This is a genomic window from Serratia nevei, from assembly GCF_024160145.1.
Taxonomy (GTDB): domain Bacteria; phylum Pseudomonadota; class Gammaproteobacteria; order Enterobacterales; family Enterobacteriaceae; genus Serratia; species Serratia nevei_A.
Genome location: NZ_JAMYWQ010000046.1, coordinates 1 through 16,970, shown reverse-complemented (window position 1 = coordinate 16,970; position 16,970 = coordinate 1). Strand labels below are relative to the sequence as shown.

The following is a 16,970-nucleotide window of genomic DNA, read 5'->3' as shown; positions in this document are numbered from 1 at the left end:
CACGCTGATAACCGACACGGCGTAATTAAATTTCAGAAAATGCGCCGATTTTGATGTTTTTTTGCTAAAAATAGTGTCAATTGACGATTGGACAGGAACGCGATGTGATCAGGCAGGCGGTCTGCGCCTGACGCGTGAAATTTATTTACAAGATAAAAATCATACAGAACTGGGTCAGGGGTTATATGAACGAACAATATTCGGCAATGCGCAGTAATGTCAGTATGCTCGGCAAATTGCTCGGCGATACCATCAAAGAAGCGCTGGGCGAGCATATTCTCGATCGCGTTGAGACCATCCGTAAGCTTTCCAAATCTTCACGCGCCGGCAACGAAGCGCATCGCCAGGAGCTGCTCTCCACCCTGCAGAACTTGTCCAACGACGAGCTGCTGCCGGTGGCGCGCGCCTTCAGCCAGTTCCTCAACCTGACCAACGTCGCCGAGCAGTACCACAGCATTTCACCCAACGGCGAGGCCGCCAGCAACCCGGAAGCGCTGGCGCAACTGTTCAGCCGCCTCAAGGACAAAAAGCTCAGCGACAAAGAGCTGCAGCAGGCGGTGTCGCAACTCTCCATCGAGCTGGTACTGACGGCGCACCCGACGGAGATCACCCGCCGCACCCTGATCCACAAGCTGGTGGAGGTCAACACCTGCCTCAGCCAGCTCGATCACAACGATCTGGCCGACTACGAACGCAACAAGATCATGCGCCGCCTGCGCCAGCTGGTGGCCCAGTCGTGGCACACCGATGAAATTCGCAAACATCGCCCCTCCCCGATCGACGAAGCCAAATGGGGCTTCGCGGTGGTGGAAAACAGCCTGTGGGAAGGCGTGCCGGCGTTCCTGCGCGAGTTCAACGAGCAGTTGGAAAACTCCATCAGTTACAGCCTGCCGGCGGAAGCGGTGCCGGTGCGCTTCACCTCCTGGATGGGCGGCGATCGCGACGGCAACCCGAACGTCACCGCCGAAATCACCCGCCATGTGCTGCTGCTCAGCCGCTGGAAAGCCTGCGACCTGTTCACCCGCGATATCCAGGTGCTGGTTTCCGAACTGTCGATGACCGAATGTACGCCTGAGCTGCGCGCCCGCGCCGGCGGCAACGAGGTGCAGGAACCGTACCGCGAAATCATGAAGCAGCTGCGCAGCCAGCTGATGAGTTCCCAGGCCTATCTGGAAGGCCGCCTGAAGGGCGAGCGCGTGCTGAAGCCGCACGACCTGCTGGTGAACAACGAGCAGCTGTGGGAGCCGCTGTACGCCTGTTACCAGTCGTTGCAGGCCTGCGGTATGAGCATCATCGCCAACGGCCAACTGCTGGATACCCTGCGCCGGGTGCGCTGCTTCGGCGTGCCGCTGGTGCGCATCGACGTGCGCCAGGAGAGCACCCGCCATACCGAAGCCATCGCCGAGCTGACCCGTTATCTGGGGCTGGGCGACTATGAAAGCTGGTCGGAAGCCGACAAACAGGCGTTCCTGATCCGCGAACTGAACTCCAAACGCCCGCTGGTGCCGTTGAAATGGGAGCCGAGCGCCGACACCCAGGAAGTGCTGGAAACCTGCCGGGTGATCGCCGAAGCGCCGCAGGGCTCGATCGCCGCCTACGTGATTTCGATGGCGCGCACGCCTTCCGACGTGCTGGCAGTGCATCTGCTGCTAAAAGAGGCCGGCTGCCCGTTCGCGCTGCCGGTCGCCCCGCTGTTCGAAACCCTCGACGACCTGAACAACGCCGACGACGTGATGACCCAGTTGCTGAACATCGACTGGTATCGCGGCTTTATTCAGGGCAAACAGATGGTGATGATCGGCTACTCCGACTCGGCGAAAGACGCCGGCGTGATGGCGGCTTCCTGGGCGCAGTACCGTGCGCAGGATGCGCTGATCAAAACCTGTGAAAAGGCCGGCGTGGCGCTGACGCTGTTCCACGGCCGCGGCGGCTCCATCGGCCGCGGCGGCGCACCGGCGCATGCGGCGCTGCTGTCGCAGCCGCCGGGCAGCCTGAAGGGCGGCCTGCGCGTCACCGAACAGGGCGAGATGATCCGCTTCAAGTTCGGCCTGCCGGAAGTCACCATCAGCAGCCTGGCGCTGTATGCCGGCGCGATCCTCGAGGCCAACCTGTTGCCGCCGCCGGAACCGAAGAAAGAGTGGCGGGCGCTGATGGACGATCTGTCCGAGACCTCCTGCCGGATGTATCGCGGTTACGTACGTGAAAACCCGGACTTCGTGCCCTACTTCCGCGCGGCCACGCCGGAGCTGGAGCTGGGCAAGCTGCCGCTGGGCTCACGCCCGGCCAAACGCAAGCCGAACGGCGGCGTGGAGAGCCTGCGCGCCATTCCGTGGATCTTCGCCTGGACGCAGAACCGCCTGATGCTGCCGGCCTGGCTCGGCGCCGGTGCCGGATTGCAGGAAGCGGTGAAAGCCGGCAAGCAGGCGGAGCTGGAGGCGATGTGCCGCGACTGGCCGTTCTTCTCCACCCGTATCGCCATGCTGGAAATGGTGTTCGCCAAGGCCGACCTGTGGCTGGCGGAATACTACGATCAGCGCCTGGTGGATAAAGCACTGTGGCCGCTGGGCCAACAGCTGCGCGACCAGCTGGAAAGCGATATCAAGGTGGTGCTGACCATCGCCAACGATGCGCACCTGATGGAAGACCTGCCGTGGATTGCCGAATCCATCGCGCTGCGCAACGTCTATACCGACCCGCTGAACGTCTTGCAGGCCGAGCTGCTGCACCGTTCGCGTCAGCAGGAGCAACCGGACGCTCGCGTCGAGCAGGCGCTGATGGTCACCATCGCCGGCGTCGCCGCCGGGATGCGCAACACCGGCTAGTGAGTCTCATCTGCGGCCCCGTTTATCGGGGCCGCTTTTTTATTATTCGCACCCACAAAAAAAGGGCGCCGGAGTCAAGCGGCGCCCTTTCTCAATGGAACAAGCCTGTCAGGCGGCGGCCACCGGGCGCACGCCCAGCGTGTGGCAAATGGCGTAGCTCATCTCGGCGCGGTTCAGCGTGTAGAAGTGGAAATCTTTCACCCCTTCGCGGCTGAGGATCTTCACCATGTCCATGGCGATGTTGGCACCAACCATCTTGCGGGTCTCCGCATCGTCGTCCAACCCTTCGAACATGCTGGTCATCCAGCTCGGCACCCGCACGTTGGTCATGGTGGCGAAGCGCTGCAGCTGCTTGAAGTTGGACACCGGCAGGATACCCGGCACGATTTCCACATCGATACCGGCGACGACGCAACGATCGCGGAAACGCAGGTAGCTCTCGACATCGAAGAAGAACTGGGTGATGGCGCGGCTGGCGCCGGCGTCGATTTTGCGCTTCAGGTTAATCAAATCAGCCTGGGCGCTCTTCGCCTCCGGGTGTACTTCCGGGTAGGCGGCGACGGAAATGTCGAAGTCGCCCACGTCTTTCAGCAGCGCCACCAGATCGGTCGCGTACATTTCCGGCTTGCCGCTGCCCGGCGGCAGATCGCCGCGCAGCGCCACGATATGGCGGATGCCGCTGTTCCAGTAGTCGGCCGCGATGTCGCGCAGCTGCGCCGGGCTGGCGTCGATGCAGGTCAGGTGCGGCGCCGCCTCCAGGCCGGTGCGCTCTTTGATCCCCTTGATGATGCTGTGGGTGCGATCGCGCTCGCCGGAGTTGGCGCCGTAGGTGACGGAAACGAATTTGGGTTTGAGGATGCTCAGACGATCGATCGACTGCCACAGGGTCTCTTCCATCTCGCTGGTGCGCGGCGGGAAGAATTCGAATGATACGTTAATCTGGCCGTTCAACTCCGCCAGACTCTGATTCAGCGCTTCCCGCTGGTTTGCGTGGAAAAAACTCATACCCTGCTCACCTCTTATCGATCACCGTTTTTATTTCATCTTGATGAGCGTCTATACGTTTAGACGTCTAGATAGAAAATGCCGCATGTTGGCTAAAGAGTCAACAGGAAAATGAGGGGAATAAGATGATTAATCCTCACCCGCTCAACGAGGGAATTTCATGACAGTGGCAGGGATAAGTCTGGCAGGAAAAGCAAAGGGGCGCGGTGAACCCGCGCCCGCAAAGGATTAAAGCAGCTGCGCCAATCGGTTAAGGTCTGACTGGATCGCGCCGGCGGTCACATCGCGGCCGGCGCCCGGCCCGCGGATCACCAGCGGATTATCGCGATACCAGCGGCTTTCGATGGCAAACACGTTGTCGCACGGCAGCAGCGAGGCCAGCGGATGCTCAGGACGCACCGCCTCCACGCCGACCCGCGCTTTGCCGTTAGCGTCGAAACGCGCCACGTGGCGCAGCACCAGGCCCATTTCGCTGGCGGCCTCAAAGCGCTGCTGCATCTGCTGGTTCAGCGCCTCGCCGTTCTCGAAGAACTGATCGACGGAGCCCAGCTCGCAGCCCGCCGGCACCAGCGACTCGACCCGCACCTGGTTCGGTTCGATGTCGTAACCCGCTTCGCGCGCCAGGATCACCAGCTTGCGCATCACGTCCTGACCGGAGAGATCGACCCGCGGATCCGGTTCGGTCAGCCCCTGCTGCCAGGCCTGATCCACCAGCTCGGTGAACGGCACCGTGCCGTCATACTGCAAGAACAGCCAGGAGAGCGTGCCGGAGAAGATGCCGCTGATCGCCAAAATGCTGTCGCCGCTGTCACGCAGATCGCGCACCGTATGGTTGACCGGCAAGCCGGCGCCGACGGTGGCGTTGTACAGCCAGTGGCGGCCGGTTTTGGCGAAGGCGTCGCGAATTTGGCGATAGGTATCGCCGCACGAGGCGCCCGCCAGCTTGTTGGCGCTGATCACGTGGAAGCCGTAGCTGGCGAAATCCAGATACTGCCCGGCTAACTCTTCGCTGGCGGTCACGTCGAGCACCACCAGATCGTCGAACGGGTGCGCGCGCATCCACAGGAACAGCGACTCTTCATCGAGTTCCTGCGCCTCGTCCTCAAAGAACGCCAATGCGCGGCTGGCGTCCAGCCCGTCGTAGTTCAGCAGGCTGCGGCGGCTGTCCACCACCCCCGCCAGGATAAATTCGAAACCGCTGCGTGCGGAGATATTGGTCTGCTCGCGGGCAAACAGCTCCAGCCAGCGCGACCCGATGTTGCCCTTGCCGAACAACACCAAACCGATGCGTTTCTCGGCGCGGAACAGGCTTTGGTGCAGCCCCTGGATCAGCAGCGCGGTCGGCCCCTGGCGCAACACCGCCACCAGGCTGATGCCATCTTCCGCCTGCCAGATAAACTCAACCGGTTGATCTTTCAGCTGCTGATAGAAGCGGTGGCTGTGCAGCGGGTTCTTGCATACCCCGGCACCGACCATCGCCACCAGCGCCAACCCTTCGCGCAGCTGCAGTTCACCCGGCAGCGCCGCGGCCTGCAGGGTCGTCAGCGCGCTGTTGACCACCTCGGAGGTGTAGCACAGCTGCACCAAATTGCGGTCAGGATGAATGCCCACCGCCAGCGGTTTGATCTGCGCGCGCTTGAGCACCAGATCCAACTCTTTCTGCGCCAGTTTGAAGTCATGCTGAGCGGCGACGTGCAGCTCAATCAGGCACACGTCATCGTGGCTGGTGACAATCTTGGCGCCGGTGCCGGACGCCAATACGCGCTCGATACGCGTCGAGCCTTGCTCCGGCTGGTAGCTGCAACGCAACTGAAGATCGATATCGCTGCCGGAAACCGGCTGCAGGGTGCGGGTATGCAATACCGGTGCCGCCAGGCGCGCCAGCTCGCTGGCTTCGTCCAGGCGCAGCAGCGGCAGCAGACAGGCGTCTTTCACCTTGCGCGGGTCGGCGCTGTACACCCCGGCCACGTCGCTCCAGATGGTAACGCGCGCCGCGCCAGCCAACGCGCCGACCTGAGTGGCGGAATAGTCGCTGCCGTTACGCCCCAACAGCACGGTTTCCCCGGCGTCGTTGCGCGAAATGAAGCCGGTCACCACCAGGCGTTTGCCCGGATGTTGGGCCAGCAATTGCTGCAGCAGCGGGTAAGAACGGCCTTCATCCACCTGCGGCTGCGCGGCGCGCTCGGCGCGCAGGAAATCACGCGCATCCAGCCAGGCCGCCTGCATGTCCAGGTGGTTGAGCACCGCCGCCATCAGGCGCGCCGACCAGATCTCGCCGTGCCCGACCACTTCGGCATAGCACACGTCGTCGACTTTGCCGTCCAGCAGCACCGCCAGACGTTCCAGATCCTGAATGAACTCGGCGATCAGCGGCTCGGCGCTTTCCGGCGGCAGCAGGCCGCCGATAAGATCGCTGTGATAGCGACGCAACGTCTGCTGCACCTGGTGCGCAGACAGGCGATCGCTCTGGCTGAGCTTCAGCCAGTTGATCAACTGGTTGGTGGTACTGCCGGCGGCCGATACCACCATCATGTCGCCCGGCTGGCTGTATTCCGCCATAATCCCGGCCACACGCAGATAACACTTCACATCCGCCAGACTGCTGCCGCCAAACTTGTGCAGTTGACGCCCGCTCACCGGCCCTGCTACAGCAATTGCATTCATGCTTACCTCGTTGCCGCCGCCTGGAAAGCGCGTTCCAGATCGGCAATCAAATCTTCACTGTCTTCAATACCCACGGAAATGCGCAGCAGGCTCTCGGAGATGCCGGCCGCTGCCCGCGCCTCCGCCGCCATGCCGGCGTGGGTCATGGTCGCTGCATGCGAGATCAGGCTTTCTACGCCGCCCAGCGATTCTGCCAGAGTAAACAGCTCAAGGGCAGAGAGAAAACGGCGCAGCACCGTTTCATCGCCGTCCAGTTCAAAACTCAGCATCGCGCCGAAGCCGCGCTGCTGCCGGCGGGCGATCTCATGCCCCGGATTTTCCGGCAGGGAGGGATGATACAGCTTTTTCACCAGCGGTTGCTGCTGTAAATAGCCGACAATCGCTTCGGCATTTTGTTGCGCCGCCTTGATGCGCGGCGACAGCGTGCGCATGCCGCGCAGCAGCAGATAGCTGTCGAACGCGCCACCGGTCACGCCGATGTTGTTTGCCCACCAGGCCAATTCGACCGCCAACTCGGGATCTTTGGCAATCACCGCGCCGGCCACCACGTCCGAATGCCCATTCAGGTATTTGGTGCAAGAGTGGACCACCAGATCGGCACCGAGTTCGATCGGCTGTTGCAGGGCCGGGCTGAGGAAGGTGTTGTCCACTACCGTCAACGCGCCCGCTGCGTGCGCGGCGGCGCAGATCGCCGCGATGTCCACCACCCGCAGCAGCGGATTGCTGGGGCTTTCAATCAGCACCAGCTTCGGCTTTTGCGCCAGCGCCTGCTGCAGGGCTCCTTCATTACCCTGATCGACGAACAGCACGCGATAGGCGCCGCGCTTGCTCAGGCTGTCGAACAACCGATAACTGCCGCCGTAGCAGTCGTGCGGCGCCACCAGCAGATCGCCTGGCTTCAGCAGCACGGTGGTCACCAGATGGATCGCCGACATCCCGCTGCCGGTCATCACCGCTCCGGCGCCGCCTTCCAGCTCCGCCAACGCGCGTTGCACCACGTCGCGCGTCGGGTTGCCGCGGCGCGAGTAGTCATGGGCTCGGGGTTGGTTGAAGTCAGTAAAGTTATAGGTGCTGGACAAATGAATCGGCGGAACAACGCAGCCATACTGTTCGTCGTCGTTCAGGCCGCTGCGTACGGCAATCGTGGCTGGTTTACGCGTCATGGGCTCGCTCGGCTCTCGGTTCGGTGAATGAGGCCTAAAGAGTAATCGCAGGATTAATAGACGTCAATACATCTGGACATCTAAACTTCTCTGCGTATAGATTGAGCAATGACACAATACCCGCTAAAATTATGCCGATATGACATGACGATAAGATGTTAAGCCACAATGTCCGGCCGAGGCGGGGCATTCAGTGACCCTGGTCGCGTAAAATTGACATTTATTTAGTGAGAACAGTGAAGATCGGGCATAATTGCCCGGTTTTTAGAATTTTGTAATTTTTCTGACAAAGTTAAGGTGTCCCATGGCTGAGTGGAACGGCGAGTATGTCAGCCCTTACGCTGAACACGGTAAAAAAAGCGAGCAAGTCAAAAAGATCACGGTATCCATTCCGCTGAAGGTCCTGAAAATCCTCACCGACGAACGGACCCGTCGCCAGGTGAACAACCTGCGCCACGCTACCAACAGCGAACTGCTGTGCGAAGCGTTTCTGCATGCCTTTACCGGCCAGCCGCTGCCGAACGATGAAGACCTGCGCAAAGAGCGCAGCGATGAAATCCCGGAAGCCGCAAAAGCGTTGATGCGCGAGCTGGGTGTCGATCCCGATACCTGGGAATATTGAGAACCGCCCGGCGAACGCCGGCGGCAGAAACGAAAAAAGGCGCCAAAGGCGCCTTTTTCATCGGACGATAAGAAATCTTATTTCTTAGCGCCTGGTACGCTGAAACGCTTGTTGAAGCGGTCAACGCGGCCACCGGTAGCAACGTCACGCTGCTTGCCAGTGTAGAACGGGTGGCATGCGCCACAAACGTCCAGGTTCAGATCGTGGCCCACGGTGGAGCGGATCTTCATCACGTTACCGCAAGAGCAGTTAGCAGTAACTTCTTCGTATTTTGGGTGGATACCTTGTTTCATGGGAAACCTCAGTTAAGGCCGTGTCGCTATCCAGCCCTGTTTCGCCAGACACCACACGTGGTTGATAATAGAATTTTGGTATCGAATTATACCAAAGGCGGCAAATTATACAGCATTAGTCGGGGCGCGCAATCGGAACCGTACATTTGCCGATGCGCCGTGTAAACTGATGCCCACTTTTTTCAATTTGGATGAGATCATGCCCGTCGTACACGTTGCCTTGCCGGTCCCCCTCGCCCGCACCTTCGACTATCTGCTGCCGCCCGGCATGCAGCCGGTGGCCGGCGCGCGCGTGGGCGTGCCCTGGGGCAGGCAGCATGCGATCGGCATCGTCACCGGCTGCAGCGACACCAGCGAACTGCCGCTCGACAAGCTCAAACCGATCGACAGCGTGATCGACGCCGAGTCGCTGTTCTCCCCCAGCCTGTGGCGCATCCTGCGCTGGGCCAGCGATTACTATCACTACCCCATCGGCGAAGTGCTGTTCCACGCGCTGCCGATCCTGCTGCGGCAAGGCAAACCGGCCGAGGCCGCGCCGCTGTGGCAATGGTTCGCCACCGAAGAGGGGCGCGCCACCCCGCCCGAAAACCTGAAACGCGCGCCGAAACAGCAACAGGCGCTGGCGGCGCTGCTGCAACGCCCGGTCTATCGCCACCAGGTCAGCCAGCTGGAGCTGACGGAAAGCGCCCTGCAGGCGCTGCGCGCCAAAGGGCTGATCGATCTGCGCGCCCAAATCGCGGACACGCACGACTGGCGCCCCAACTTCGCGGTGCTCGGCGAGCGGCTGCGGCTGAACACCGAACAGGCCACCGCCGTCGGGGCGATTAGAAGCGAGGATGAGCAGTTCGCCGCCTGGCTGCTGGCCGGGGTAACCGGCTCCGGCAAGACCGAGGTCTACCTCAGCGTGCTTGAAAATGTGCTGGCCAAAGGCCGCCAGGCGCTGGTGCTGGTACCGGAAATCGGCCTGACGCCGCAGACCATCGCCCGCTTCCGCGAGCGCTTCAACGCGCCGGTAGACGTACTGCACTCCGGGCTGAACGACAGCGAGCGGCTGGCGGTTTGGCTGCGCGCGCGCAGCGGCGAAGCCGCCATCGTCATCGGCACCCGCTCGGCGCTGTTCACGCCGTTCCGTCAGCTGGGCGTGATCATCATCGACGAAGAGCACGACAGCTCTTATAAACAGCAGGAAGGCTGGCGCTACCACGCCCGCGATCTGGCGGTGTTCCGCGCCCGGGAAGAGGACATCCCGATGGTGATGGGCTCCGCTACCCCGGCATTGGAAACGCTGCACAACGTCCAGCTGGGCAAATACCGCCAGCTGAAGCTCACCCAGCGCGCGGGCAACGCCAAACCGGCGGCGCAGCACCTGATCGATCTGAAGGGGCTGCCGCTGAAGGTCGGCCTGTCGCAGCCGCTGCTGAAGAGCATGCAGCACCATTTAAAAGCCGGTAATCAGGTGATGCTGTTCCTCAACCGCCGCGGTTATGCCCCGGCGCTGCTGTGCCACGAGTGCGGCTGGATCGCCGAGTGCCAGCGCTGCGATCACTACTACACCTTCCACCAGCACCAGCGCCAGCTGCGCTGCCACCACTGCGACAGCCAGCGGCCGGTGCCGCACCAGTGCCCGCAGTGCGGCTCCACCCACCTGGTGTCGGTGGGCGTCGGCACCGAACAGCTGGAGCAGGAGCTGGCACCGCTGTTCCCCGACACGCCGATCACCCGCATCGATCGCGACACCACCAGCCGCAAAGGGGCGCTGGAGCAGCACCTGGCGGATATCCATCGCGGCGAAGCGCGCATTCTGATCGGCACGCAAATGCTGGCCAAAGGCCACCATTTTCCCGACGTCACCCTGGTGGCGTTGCTGGACGTAGACGGCGCGCTTTTCTCCGCCGACTTCCGCTCCGCCGAGCGTTTCGCTCAGCTGTATACCCAGGTCTCCGGGCGCGCCGGCCGGGCGGGCAAACAGGGGGAAGTGCTGCTGCAAACCCACCATCCGGAGCACCCGCTGCTGCAGGTGCTGCTGCAACAGGGTTACGACGCCTTCGCCAAACAGACGCTGGCGGAGCGCAACAGCGTGTTTCTGCCGCCTTACACCAGCCACATCATCGTGCGCGCCGAAGATCACGACAACCAGCAGGCCCCGCTGTTCCTGCAACAGCTGCGCAACCTGCTGGAAGCCAGTCCGCTGAAGGACGACTCGCTGTGGGTGATGGGCCCGGTGCCGGCGCTCCAGTCCAAACGCGGCGGCCGCTTCCGCTGGCAGCTGCTGCTGCAACACCCGACGCGGCGCGTCCTGCAACAGCTGATGAAAAGCTCGCTGCCGCTGATCGGCACCCTGCCGCAAACGCGCAAGGTGAAATGGACGCTGGATGTCGATCCGATCGACAGTTGAACCCGGAAAAGTCCGATTTAGCTGCCGCAGTGCAAACGTTTACCCTTGAAATTGCGAGCGAACGCTAAAAAACCTTCTCAGGTCACATTTTTTATGCAAATTAGGTAACAAAGGCGGGGCGTATTCTGTTTAGAATGTCTGCAAGGGCAAATTTTGTCGCCACATCGCAGCGCGACGGAGTGCCCAAACGCGAGTGGCGCTCAATGACAACAATCTCGCCACCGCATGCCGGACATTGTGAGCAAACAGCAGTAGTGGCGTCGGCATGGGGCTGACGCAAGGAGAAAGGCGTTGGAACACAAGAAAGAGTTATCCATGGCGACCATGAAAGACGTCGCCGAAATGGCGGGCGTTTCAACGGCTACCGTATCGCGTGCGCTGATGAACCCGGAAAAGGTGTCAACGCCGACGCGCCAGAAAGTGGAACAGGCCGTCCTGGCCGTGGGTTATTCTCCTCATGCTCTGTCACGCAATATCAAGCGCAACGAATCCCGCACCATCCTGGTGATCGTGCCCGACATCTGCGATCCGTTTTTCGCCGATGTGATCCAGGGGATCGAACAGACCGCCGCCCAACAAGGCTATCTGGTGCTGATCGGCGACTGCGCGCAGCAAAACCAGCAAGAGCGCACCTTCGTCAATCTGATCATCACCAAACAGATCGACGGCATGCTGCTGCTGGGCTCCAACCTGCCGTTCGACGCCAGCAAGGAAGAACAGCGCAACCTGCCGCCGATGGTGATGGCCAACGAGTTCGCCCCCGAGCTGGAACTGCCGACGGTGCACATCGACAACCTGACCGCCGCCTTTGAAGCCGTGCACTATTTGCATCAATTAGGCCACCGGCAGATCGCCTGCGTCGCCGGGCCGGAACAGATGCCGCTGAGCCATTATCGGCTGCAGGGTTACGTTCAGGCGCTACGCCGTAATGGCATTACCGTCGAAAGCAGCTATATTACCCGGGGTGATTTTACCTACGAAGCCGGCGCGCAAGCGCTGACGGCGCTGATGGCGCAGCCGAAACCGCCGACGGCGGTGTTCTGCCACAGCGACGTTATGGCGATCGGCGTGCTGTCCCAGGCGAAGAAGATGGGGCTGCGGGTGCCGCAGGATCTGTCGATCGTCGGCTTTGACGACCTCAAGCTGGCGCAGTATTGCGATCCGCCGCTGACCACGGTGGCGCAGCCGCGCTTCCAGATCGGCCAGCAGGCGATGTTGTTGCTGTTGGAGCAGTTGAACGGCCAGACGGTGGCCAGCGGCTCCCGGCTATTAGACAGTGAATTGATTATCAGAGGCAGCACCGCTGCCCCGAAACGCTAGTCAAATATTTTAGGGTTCAGTAACATGACGGACTTATCCTCTCATCAGGACACAGCGGAATAATAGTGGCACAAAAAGACTATGTAAGCCGTGGGCGCGCAGCAGGAGCTAAGCGTAAAACCCCCAGCCGTAAAAAACGCAGTTCTCCGAAGGTTTCCAAAACCGTGCTGGCGTTAGCCGCCGCGTTGCTGGTTGTCTTTGTCGGTGGCCTCTATTTCATTACGCACAACAAACCGGAAGACGCACCGTTGTTGCCTGCGCACACCACGCGCCCCGGCAACGGCCTGCCGCCGAAGCCGGAAGAGCGCTGGCGCTATATCAAAGAGCTGGAAAACCGGCAGATCGGCGTGCAAACCCCGACCGAGCCGACGGCCGGCGGCGAGCTCAATTCCAAAACTCAGCTGACCGCCGAACAGCGGCAGTTGCTGGAGCAGATGCAGGCCGACATGCAGCAGCGTCCGACGCAGCTGAACGAAGTGCCGTATAACGATCCGGGCCAGGTCAACGCGCGCAGCACCCGCCAGCAGCAGATGCAACAACCGCCAATGCAGCAGCAACCGGTACAGCAACAGCAGCAGGTCAGTCAGCCGCCGCGCAACCCGTTCAACAACGGGGCCACTACCGCGCCGGTGCAGCAGCACCCGCAGCCGAAGCCGATCACCCAACCGCCGGTGCAGGTGAAACAGCCTGAGCCAAAGCCGCAACCGAAGCCGGAGCCCAAACCGGAAGTGAAACAGGAAACGGCCAAGCAGGAAACCAAACCGGAATCGAAACAGAAGTGGATGGTGCAATGCGGCTCGTTCCGCGCCACCGATCAGGCTGAATCCGTGCGGGCGCGCCTGGCGTTCGAAGGCATCGAGAGCCGCATCACCGCCGGCGGCGGTTGGAATCGCGTGATGCTCGGCCCATACACCAGCCGCGCCGCTGCGGACAAAACCCTTTCGCGCCTGAAGGGCGTTGGCATGTCGAGTTGCATTCCCCTCTCCGTTGGGGGTTGAAAAGCGTCAATCCCCCCCCATCTATACTCTCAATATCCCTCGTAGCGTCTGCGAAAGCAGGCGCTGCGGGGACTTCTTTCCGTCTTTAACGAGGGTCTGCTCGTGACAACAATTGTAAGCGTACGCCGCAACGGCCAGGTCGTCATCGGTGGTGATGGCCAGGCTACCCTGGGTAATACGGTGATGAAGGGTAACGTCAAGAAAGTGCGTCGCCTGTATAACGACAAAGTGATCGCCGGTTTCGCCGGCGGCACCGCTGACGCCTTCACGCTGTTTGAACTGTTTGAACGCAAACTGGAAATGCATCAGGGCCACCTGGTGAAAGCCGCCGTCGAGCTGGCGAAAGACTGGCGCACCGACCGCATGCTGCGCAAGCTCGAAGCGCTGCTGGCGGTCGCCGATGAAACCGCTTCGCTTATCATCACCGGCAACGGCGATGTGGTGCAGCCGGAAAACGATCTGATCGCCATCGGCTCCGGCGGCCCGTACGCCCAGGCCGCAGCCCGCGCCATGTTGGAAAATACCGAGCTGAGCGCCCGCGACATCGTTGAGAAATCCCTCAACATCGCCGGCGACATCTGTATTTACACCAACCATTTCCACACCATTGAAGAATTGCCTTCCAAAGCGTAAGGATCGAATACCATGTCTGAAATGACCCCGCGCGAGATCGTCAGCGAACTGGACAGCTATATCATTGGCCAAAACAAGGCCAAACGCGCTGTCGCCATTGCCCTGCGCAACCGCTGGCGCCGGATGCAGCTCAACGAGATGCTGCGTCACGAAGTGACCCCGAAAAACATTCTGATGATCGGCCCGACCGGCGTCGGTAAAACCGAAATCGCCCGTCGTCTGGCGAAGCTGGCCAACGCGCCGTTCATCAAGGTTGAAGCCACCAAGTTCACCGAAGTGGGCTATGTGGGCAAGGAAGTGGATTCCATCATCCGCGATCTGACCGATGCCGCCATCAAAATGGTGCGCATGCAGTCGATCGAGAAAAACCGCACCCGTGCCGAAGAGTTGGCCGAAGAGCGCATCCTCGACGTGCTGATCCCACCGGCCAAGAACAACTGGGGCCAGCCGGAAGAAAACCAGGAACCGTCCGCCGCCCGCCAGGCATTCCGCAAGAAACTGCGCGAAGGCCAGCTGGATGACAAAGAGATCGAAATCGATCTGGCCGCGGCGCCGATGGGCGTGGAAATCATGGCGCCTCCGGGCATGGAAGAGATGACCAATCAGCTGCAGTCGATGTTCCAGAACCTCGGCGGCCAGAAGCAAAAGCCGCGTAAGCTGAAGATCAAAGAAGCCTTCAAGCTGCTGGTGGAAGAAGAAGCCGCCAAGCTGGTGAACCCGGAAGAGCTGAAAGAGCAGGCGATCGAAGCGGTTGAACAACACGGCATCGTGTTTATCGACGAGATCGACAAAATCTGTAAGCGCGGTGGCCAAAGCGCCGGCCCGGACGTCTCGCGCGAAGGCGTGCAGCGCGATCTGCTGCCGCTGGTGGAAGGCTGCACCGTGTCGACCAAACACGGTATGGTGAAGACCGACCACATCCTGTTCATCGCTTCCGGCGCCTTCCAGACCGCCAATCCGTCGGATCTGATCCCGGAGCTGCAGGGCCGTCTGCCGATCCGCGTTGAGCTGCAGGCGCTGACCACCGAAGACTTCGAGCGCATCCTGACCGAGCCGAGCGCGTCGCTGACGGAACAGTACAAAGCGCTGATGGGCACCGAAGGCGTCAACGTCGAGTTCACCGCCGACGGCATCCGCCGCATCGCCGAAGCCGCGTGGCAGGTCAACGAAAGCACCGAGAACATCGGCGCGCGTCGTCTGCACACCGTGCTGGAGCGTCTGATGGAAGATATTTCCTACGATGCGAGTGAAATTAACGGTCAATCCATTACAATTGATGCGGATTACGTGCGCAGTCATCTGGATGAACTGGTGGCGGATGAAGATTTGAGTCGTTTTATCCTATAATCGCTCAATCATTGTCTTGTCAGTCATCTGTGTGGGAGGCATTGCCTCCCACAATTATTTCTAACGGACACCGCAACTTACTGACAGAAGCGAAACATGAGCTCATCAACCTCCACCACTCCGATCTCCGCCTGGCTGGAAAGTCTACGCCCCCGCACCCTGCCGCTGGCCTTTGCTTCCATCGTGGTCGGCTCGGCCATCGCCGCCTGGCACGGCAGCCTGAAACCTGAAGTGGCGCTGCTGGCGCTGTTGACCGCCGGCCTGCTGCAGATCCTCTCCAACCTGGCGAACGACTACGGCGATGCGGTCAAAGGCAGCGATAAAGAAGATCGCATCGGGCCGTTGCGCGGCATGCAAAAAGGCATGATCACCCAGGCGCAGATGAAACGGGCGCTGGTGGTGACGGTGGTGCTGATCGCCCTCGCCGGCTGTTCGCTGATCGCCGTCGCCTGCGAGCAACCCAGCGACGTGGTAGGCTTTCTGGTGCTGGGCGGGCTGTCTATCGTGGCGGCCATCACCTACACCGTCGGCAACAAGCCCTACGGGTATTTGGGGCTGGGCGACATCTCGGTGCTGGTGTTCTTCGGCTGGCTGAGCGTGGCCGGCACCTACTATCTGCAAACGCACACCTTCGACAGCGTCGTGATGCTGCCGGCCACCGCCTGCGGCCTGCTGGCGACGGCGGTGCTCAACATCAACAATCTGCGGGATATCGAGAGCGATCGCGAAAACGGCAAGAACACGCTGGCGGTGCGTCTCGGCCCGCACAAGGCACGCATTTACCATGCCCTGCTGCTCGGCGGCGCGGTGCTGTGTTTCGCGCTGTTTACGCTGTTCAATCTCCACAGCCCGTGGGGCTGGCTGTTCGTGCTGGCGATCCCGCTGCTGGTGCGCCACGGCCTGCGTGTGCTGCGCGACCCGACGCCGGTCGGCATGCGGCCGATGCTGGAGCACATGGTCAAGGCGGCGTTGCTGGCCAACCTGCTGTTCGCCGTCGGCGTGGCGCTCAGTTAAAAACTGATGATTTTGCCAACAGGGCGAATAAAGGGATATACTGAACATTCCAGCGGCAAACAGACGTAAAATCCTATGAAATACGATACTTCCGAACTTTGCGACATCTATCATGAAGAGGTGAACGTTGTTGAACCTCTGTTCTCCAATTTTGGCGGGCGTACTTCATTTGGCGGGCAGATCACCACGGTGAAATGCTTTGAGGATAACGGCCTGTTGTTCGATCTGCTTGAAGAAAACGGCCGCGGCCGCGTGCTGTTGGTCGACGGTGGCGGTTCGGTTCGCCGGGCGCTGATCAACGCCGAACTGGCTCGCCTGGCCGCCCAGAACGAATGGGAAGGCATCGTGGTGTACGGCGCGGTGCGTCAGGTGGACGATCTGGAAGAGCTCGACATCGGCATTCAGGCGATGGCGGCGATCCCGGTGGGTGCCGTGAGCGAAGGCGTGGGCGAAAGCGATATCCGCGTCAATTTCGGTGGCGTCACCTTCTTCTCCGGCGATCACCTGTATGCCGACAACACCGGCATCATCCTCTCCGAAGACCCGCTCGACATCGAGTGATTTTCGGTGACTAGTCCTGATATAGGTTGACACTTTTCAGCCGGATAACGCCCGATGAACCTCATCGGGCGTTTTGTATTTCAGCGACAGGTGCGGCCGCTGTGTGTTGTAGATGTTCACCGACTCCCTGACC

General features: G+C 61.0%; 13 protein-coding genes. 9 read left to right on the top strand and 4 right to left on the bottom strand.

Translation table 11 applies throughout. The features are described 5' to 3' along the window. Positions 1-185 precede the first annotated feature (185 nt). Positions 186-2,822: a phosphoenolpyruvate carboxylase gene (ppc, locus tag M6G53_RS22185; protein ID WP_253334537.1), complete on the top strand. Its 2,637-nt coding sequence runs from the start codon at positions 186-188 to the stop codon at positions 2,820-2,822. Between the two features lie 108 nt (positions 2,823-2,930). Here the strand turns inward: ppc and metF are convergent, their stop codons facing one another. The 3 genes from metF to metB all read right to left on the bottom strand — a co-directional run bounded on the left by metF (position 2,931) and on the right by metB (position 7,654). After that, positions 2,931-3,827 carry a methylenetetrahydrofolate reductase gene (gene metF, locus M6G53_RS22180; protein ID WP_253334536.1) on the bottom strand — a complete coding sequence of 299 codons (897 nt, stop codon included), beginning with the start codon at positions 3,825-3,827 and terminating at the stop codon, positions 2,931-2,933. Between the two features lie 228 nt (positions 3,828-4,055). Continuing rightward, entirely contained in the window at positions 4,056-6,491 is a 2,436-nt protein-coding gene (locus M6G53_RS22175; protein WP_253334535.1) for a bifunctional aspartate kinase/homoserine dehydrogenase II, read from the bottom strand. 2 nt (positions 6,492-6,493) lie between these two features. Then, complete coding sequence (gene metB / locus M6G53_RS22170; RefSeq protein ID WP_253334533.1) at positions 6,494-7,654, bottom strand: cystathionine gamma-synthase; 1,161 nt, start codon at positions 7,652-7,654, stop codon at positions 6,494-6,496. Positions 7,655-7,958: 304 nt separating this feature from the next. Between metB and metJ the strand changes: the two genes are divergently transcribed. Continuing rightward, positions 7,959-8,276 (top strand): met regulon transcriptional regulator MetJ, encoded by a 318-nt coding sequence (gene metJ / locus M6G53_RS22165; protein ID WP_004931076.1) that lies wholly within the window; start codon positions 7,959-7,961, stop codon positions 8,274-8,276. A 77-nt stretch (positions 8,277-8,353) separates the two neighbouring features. On the opposite strand, the gene rpmE is transcribed toward metJ, so the two are convergent. After that, positions 8,354-8,569 carry a 50S ribosomal protein L31 gene (rpmE, locus tag M6G53_RS22160; protein ID WP_004931078.1) on the bottom strand — a complete coding sequence of 72 codons (216 nt, stop codon included), beginning with the start codon at positions 8,567-8,569 and terminating at the stop codon, positions 8,354-8,356. Between the two features lie 199 nt (positions 8,570-8,768). Here rpmE and priA point away from each other — a divergent pair, with 199 nt between their 5' ends. The 7 genes from priA (at position 8,769) to rraA (ending at position 16,837) form a co-directional block, all read left to right on the top strand. Continuing rightward, complete coding sequence (gene priA, locus M6G53_RS22155) at positions 8,769-10,964, top strand: primosomal protein N' (RefSeq protein WP_253334531.1); 2,196 nt, start codon at positions 8,769-8,771, stop codon at positions 10,962-10,964. 291 nt (positions 10,965-11,255) lie between these two features. Continuing rightward, on the top strand, positions 11,256-12,284 hold the full coding sequence (cytR, locus tag M6G53_RS22150; protein WP_004931082.1) for a DNA-binding transcriptional regulator CytR: 1,029 nt from the start codon (positions 11,256-11,258) through the stop codon (positions 12,282-12,284). A 65-nt stretch (positions 12,285-12,349) separates the two neighbouring features. Further along, positions 12,350-13,282, top strand: coding sequence for a cell division protein FtsN (gene ftsN / locus M6G53_RS22145; protein ID WP_253334529.1), 933 nt, complete (start codon positions 12,350-12,352; stop codon positions 13,280-13,282). A 102-nt stretch (positions 13,283-13,384) separates the two neighbouring features. Continuing rightward, positions 13,385-13,915, top strand: a complete 531-nt coding sequence (gene hslV / locus M6G53_RS22140; RefSeq protein ID WP_004931085.1) for an ATP-dependent protease subunit HslV — start codon at positions 13,385-13,387, stop codon at positions 13,913-13,915. A 12-nt stretch (positions 13,916-13,927) separates the two neighbouring features. Beyond that, a complete protein-coding gene (gene hslU, locus M6G53_RS22135) occupies positions 13,928-15,262 on the top strand; it encodes an ATP-dependent protease ATPase subunit HslU (protein ID WP_253334527.1) in 1,335 nt (444 codons plus the stop codon). Between the two features lie 96 nt (positions 15,263-15,358). After that, entirely contained in the window at positions 15,359-16,276 is a 918-nt protein-coding gene (locus M6G53_RS22130) for a 1,4-dihydroxy-2-naphthoate polyprenyltransferase (protein WP_253334525.1), read from the top strand. 75 nt (positions 16,277-16,351) lie between these two features. Next, positions 16,352-16,837, top strand: a complete 486-nt coding sequence (gene rraA / locus M6G53_RS22125; protein WP_038872664.1) for a ribonuclease E activity regulator RraA — start codon at positions 16,352-16,354, stop codon at positions 16,835-16,837. The last annotated feature ends 133 nt before the right edge of the window (positions 16,838-16,970 follow it).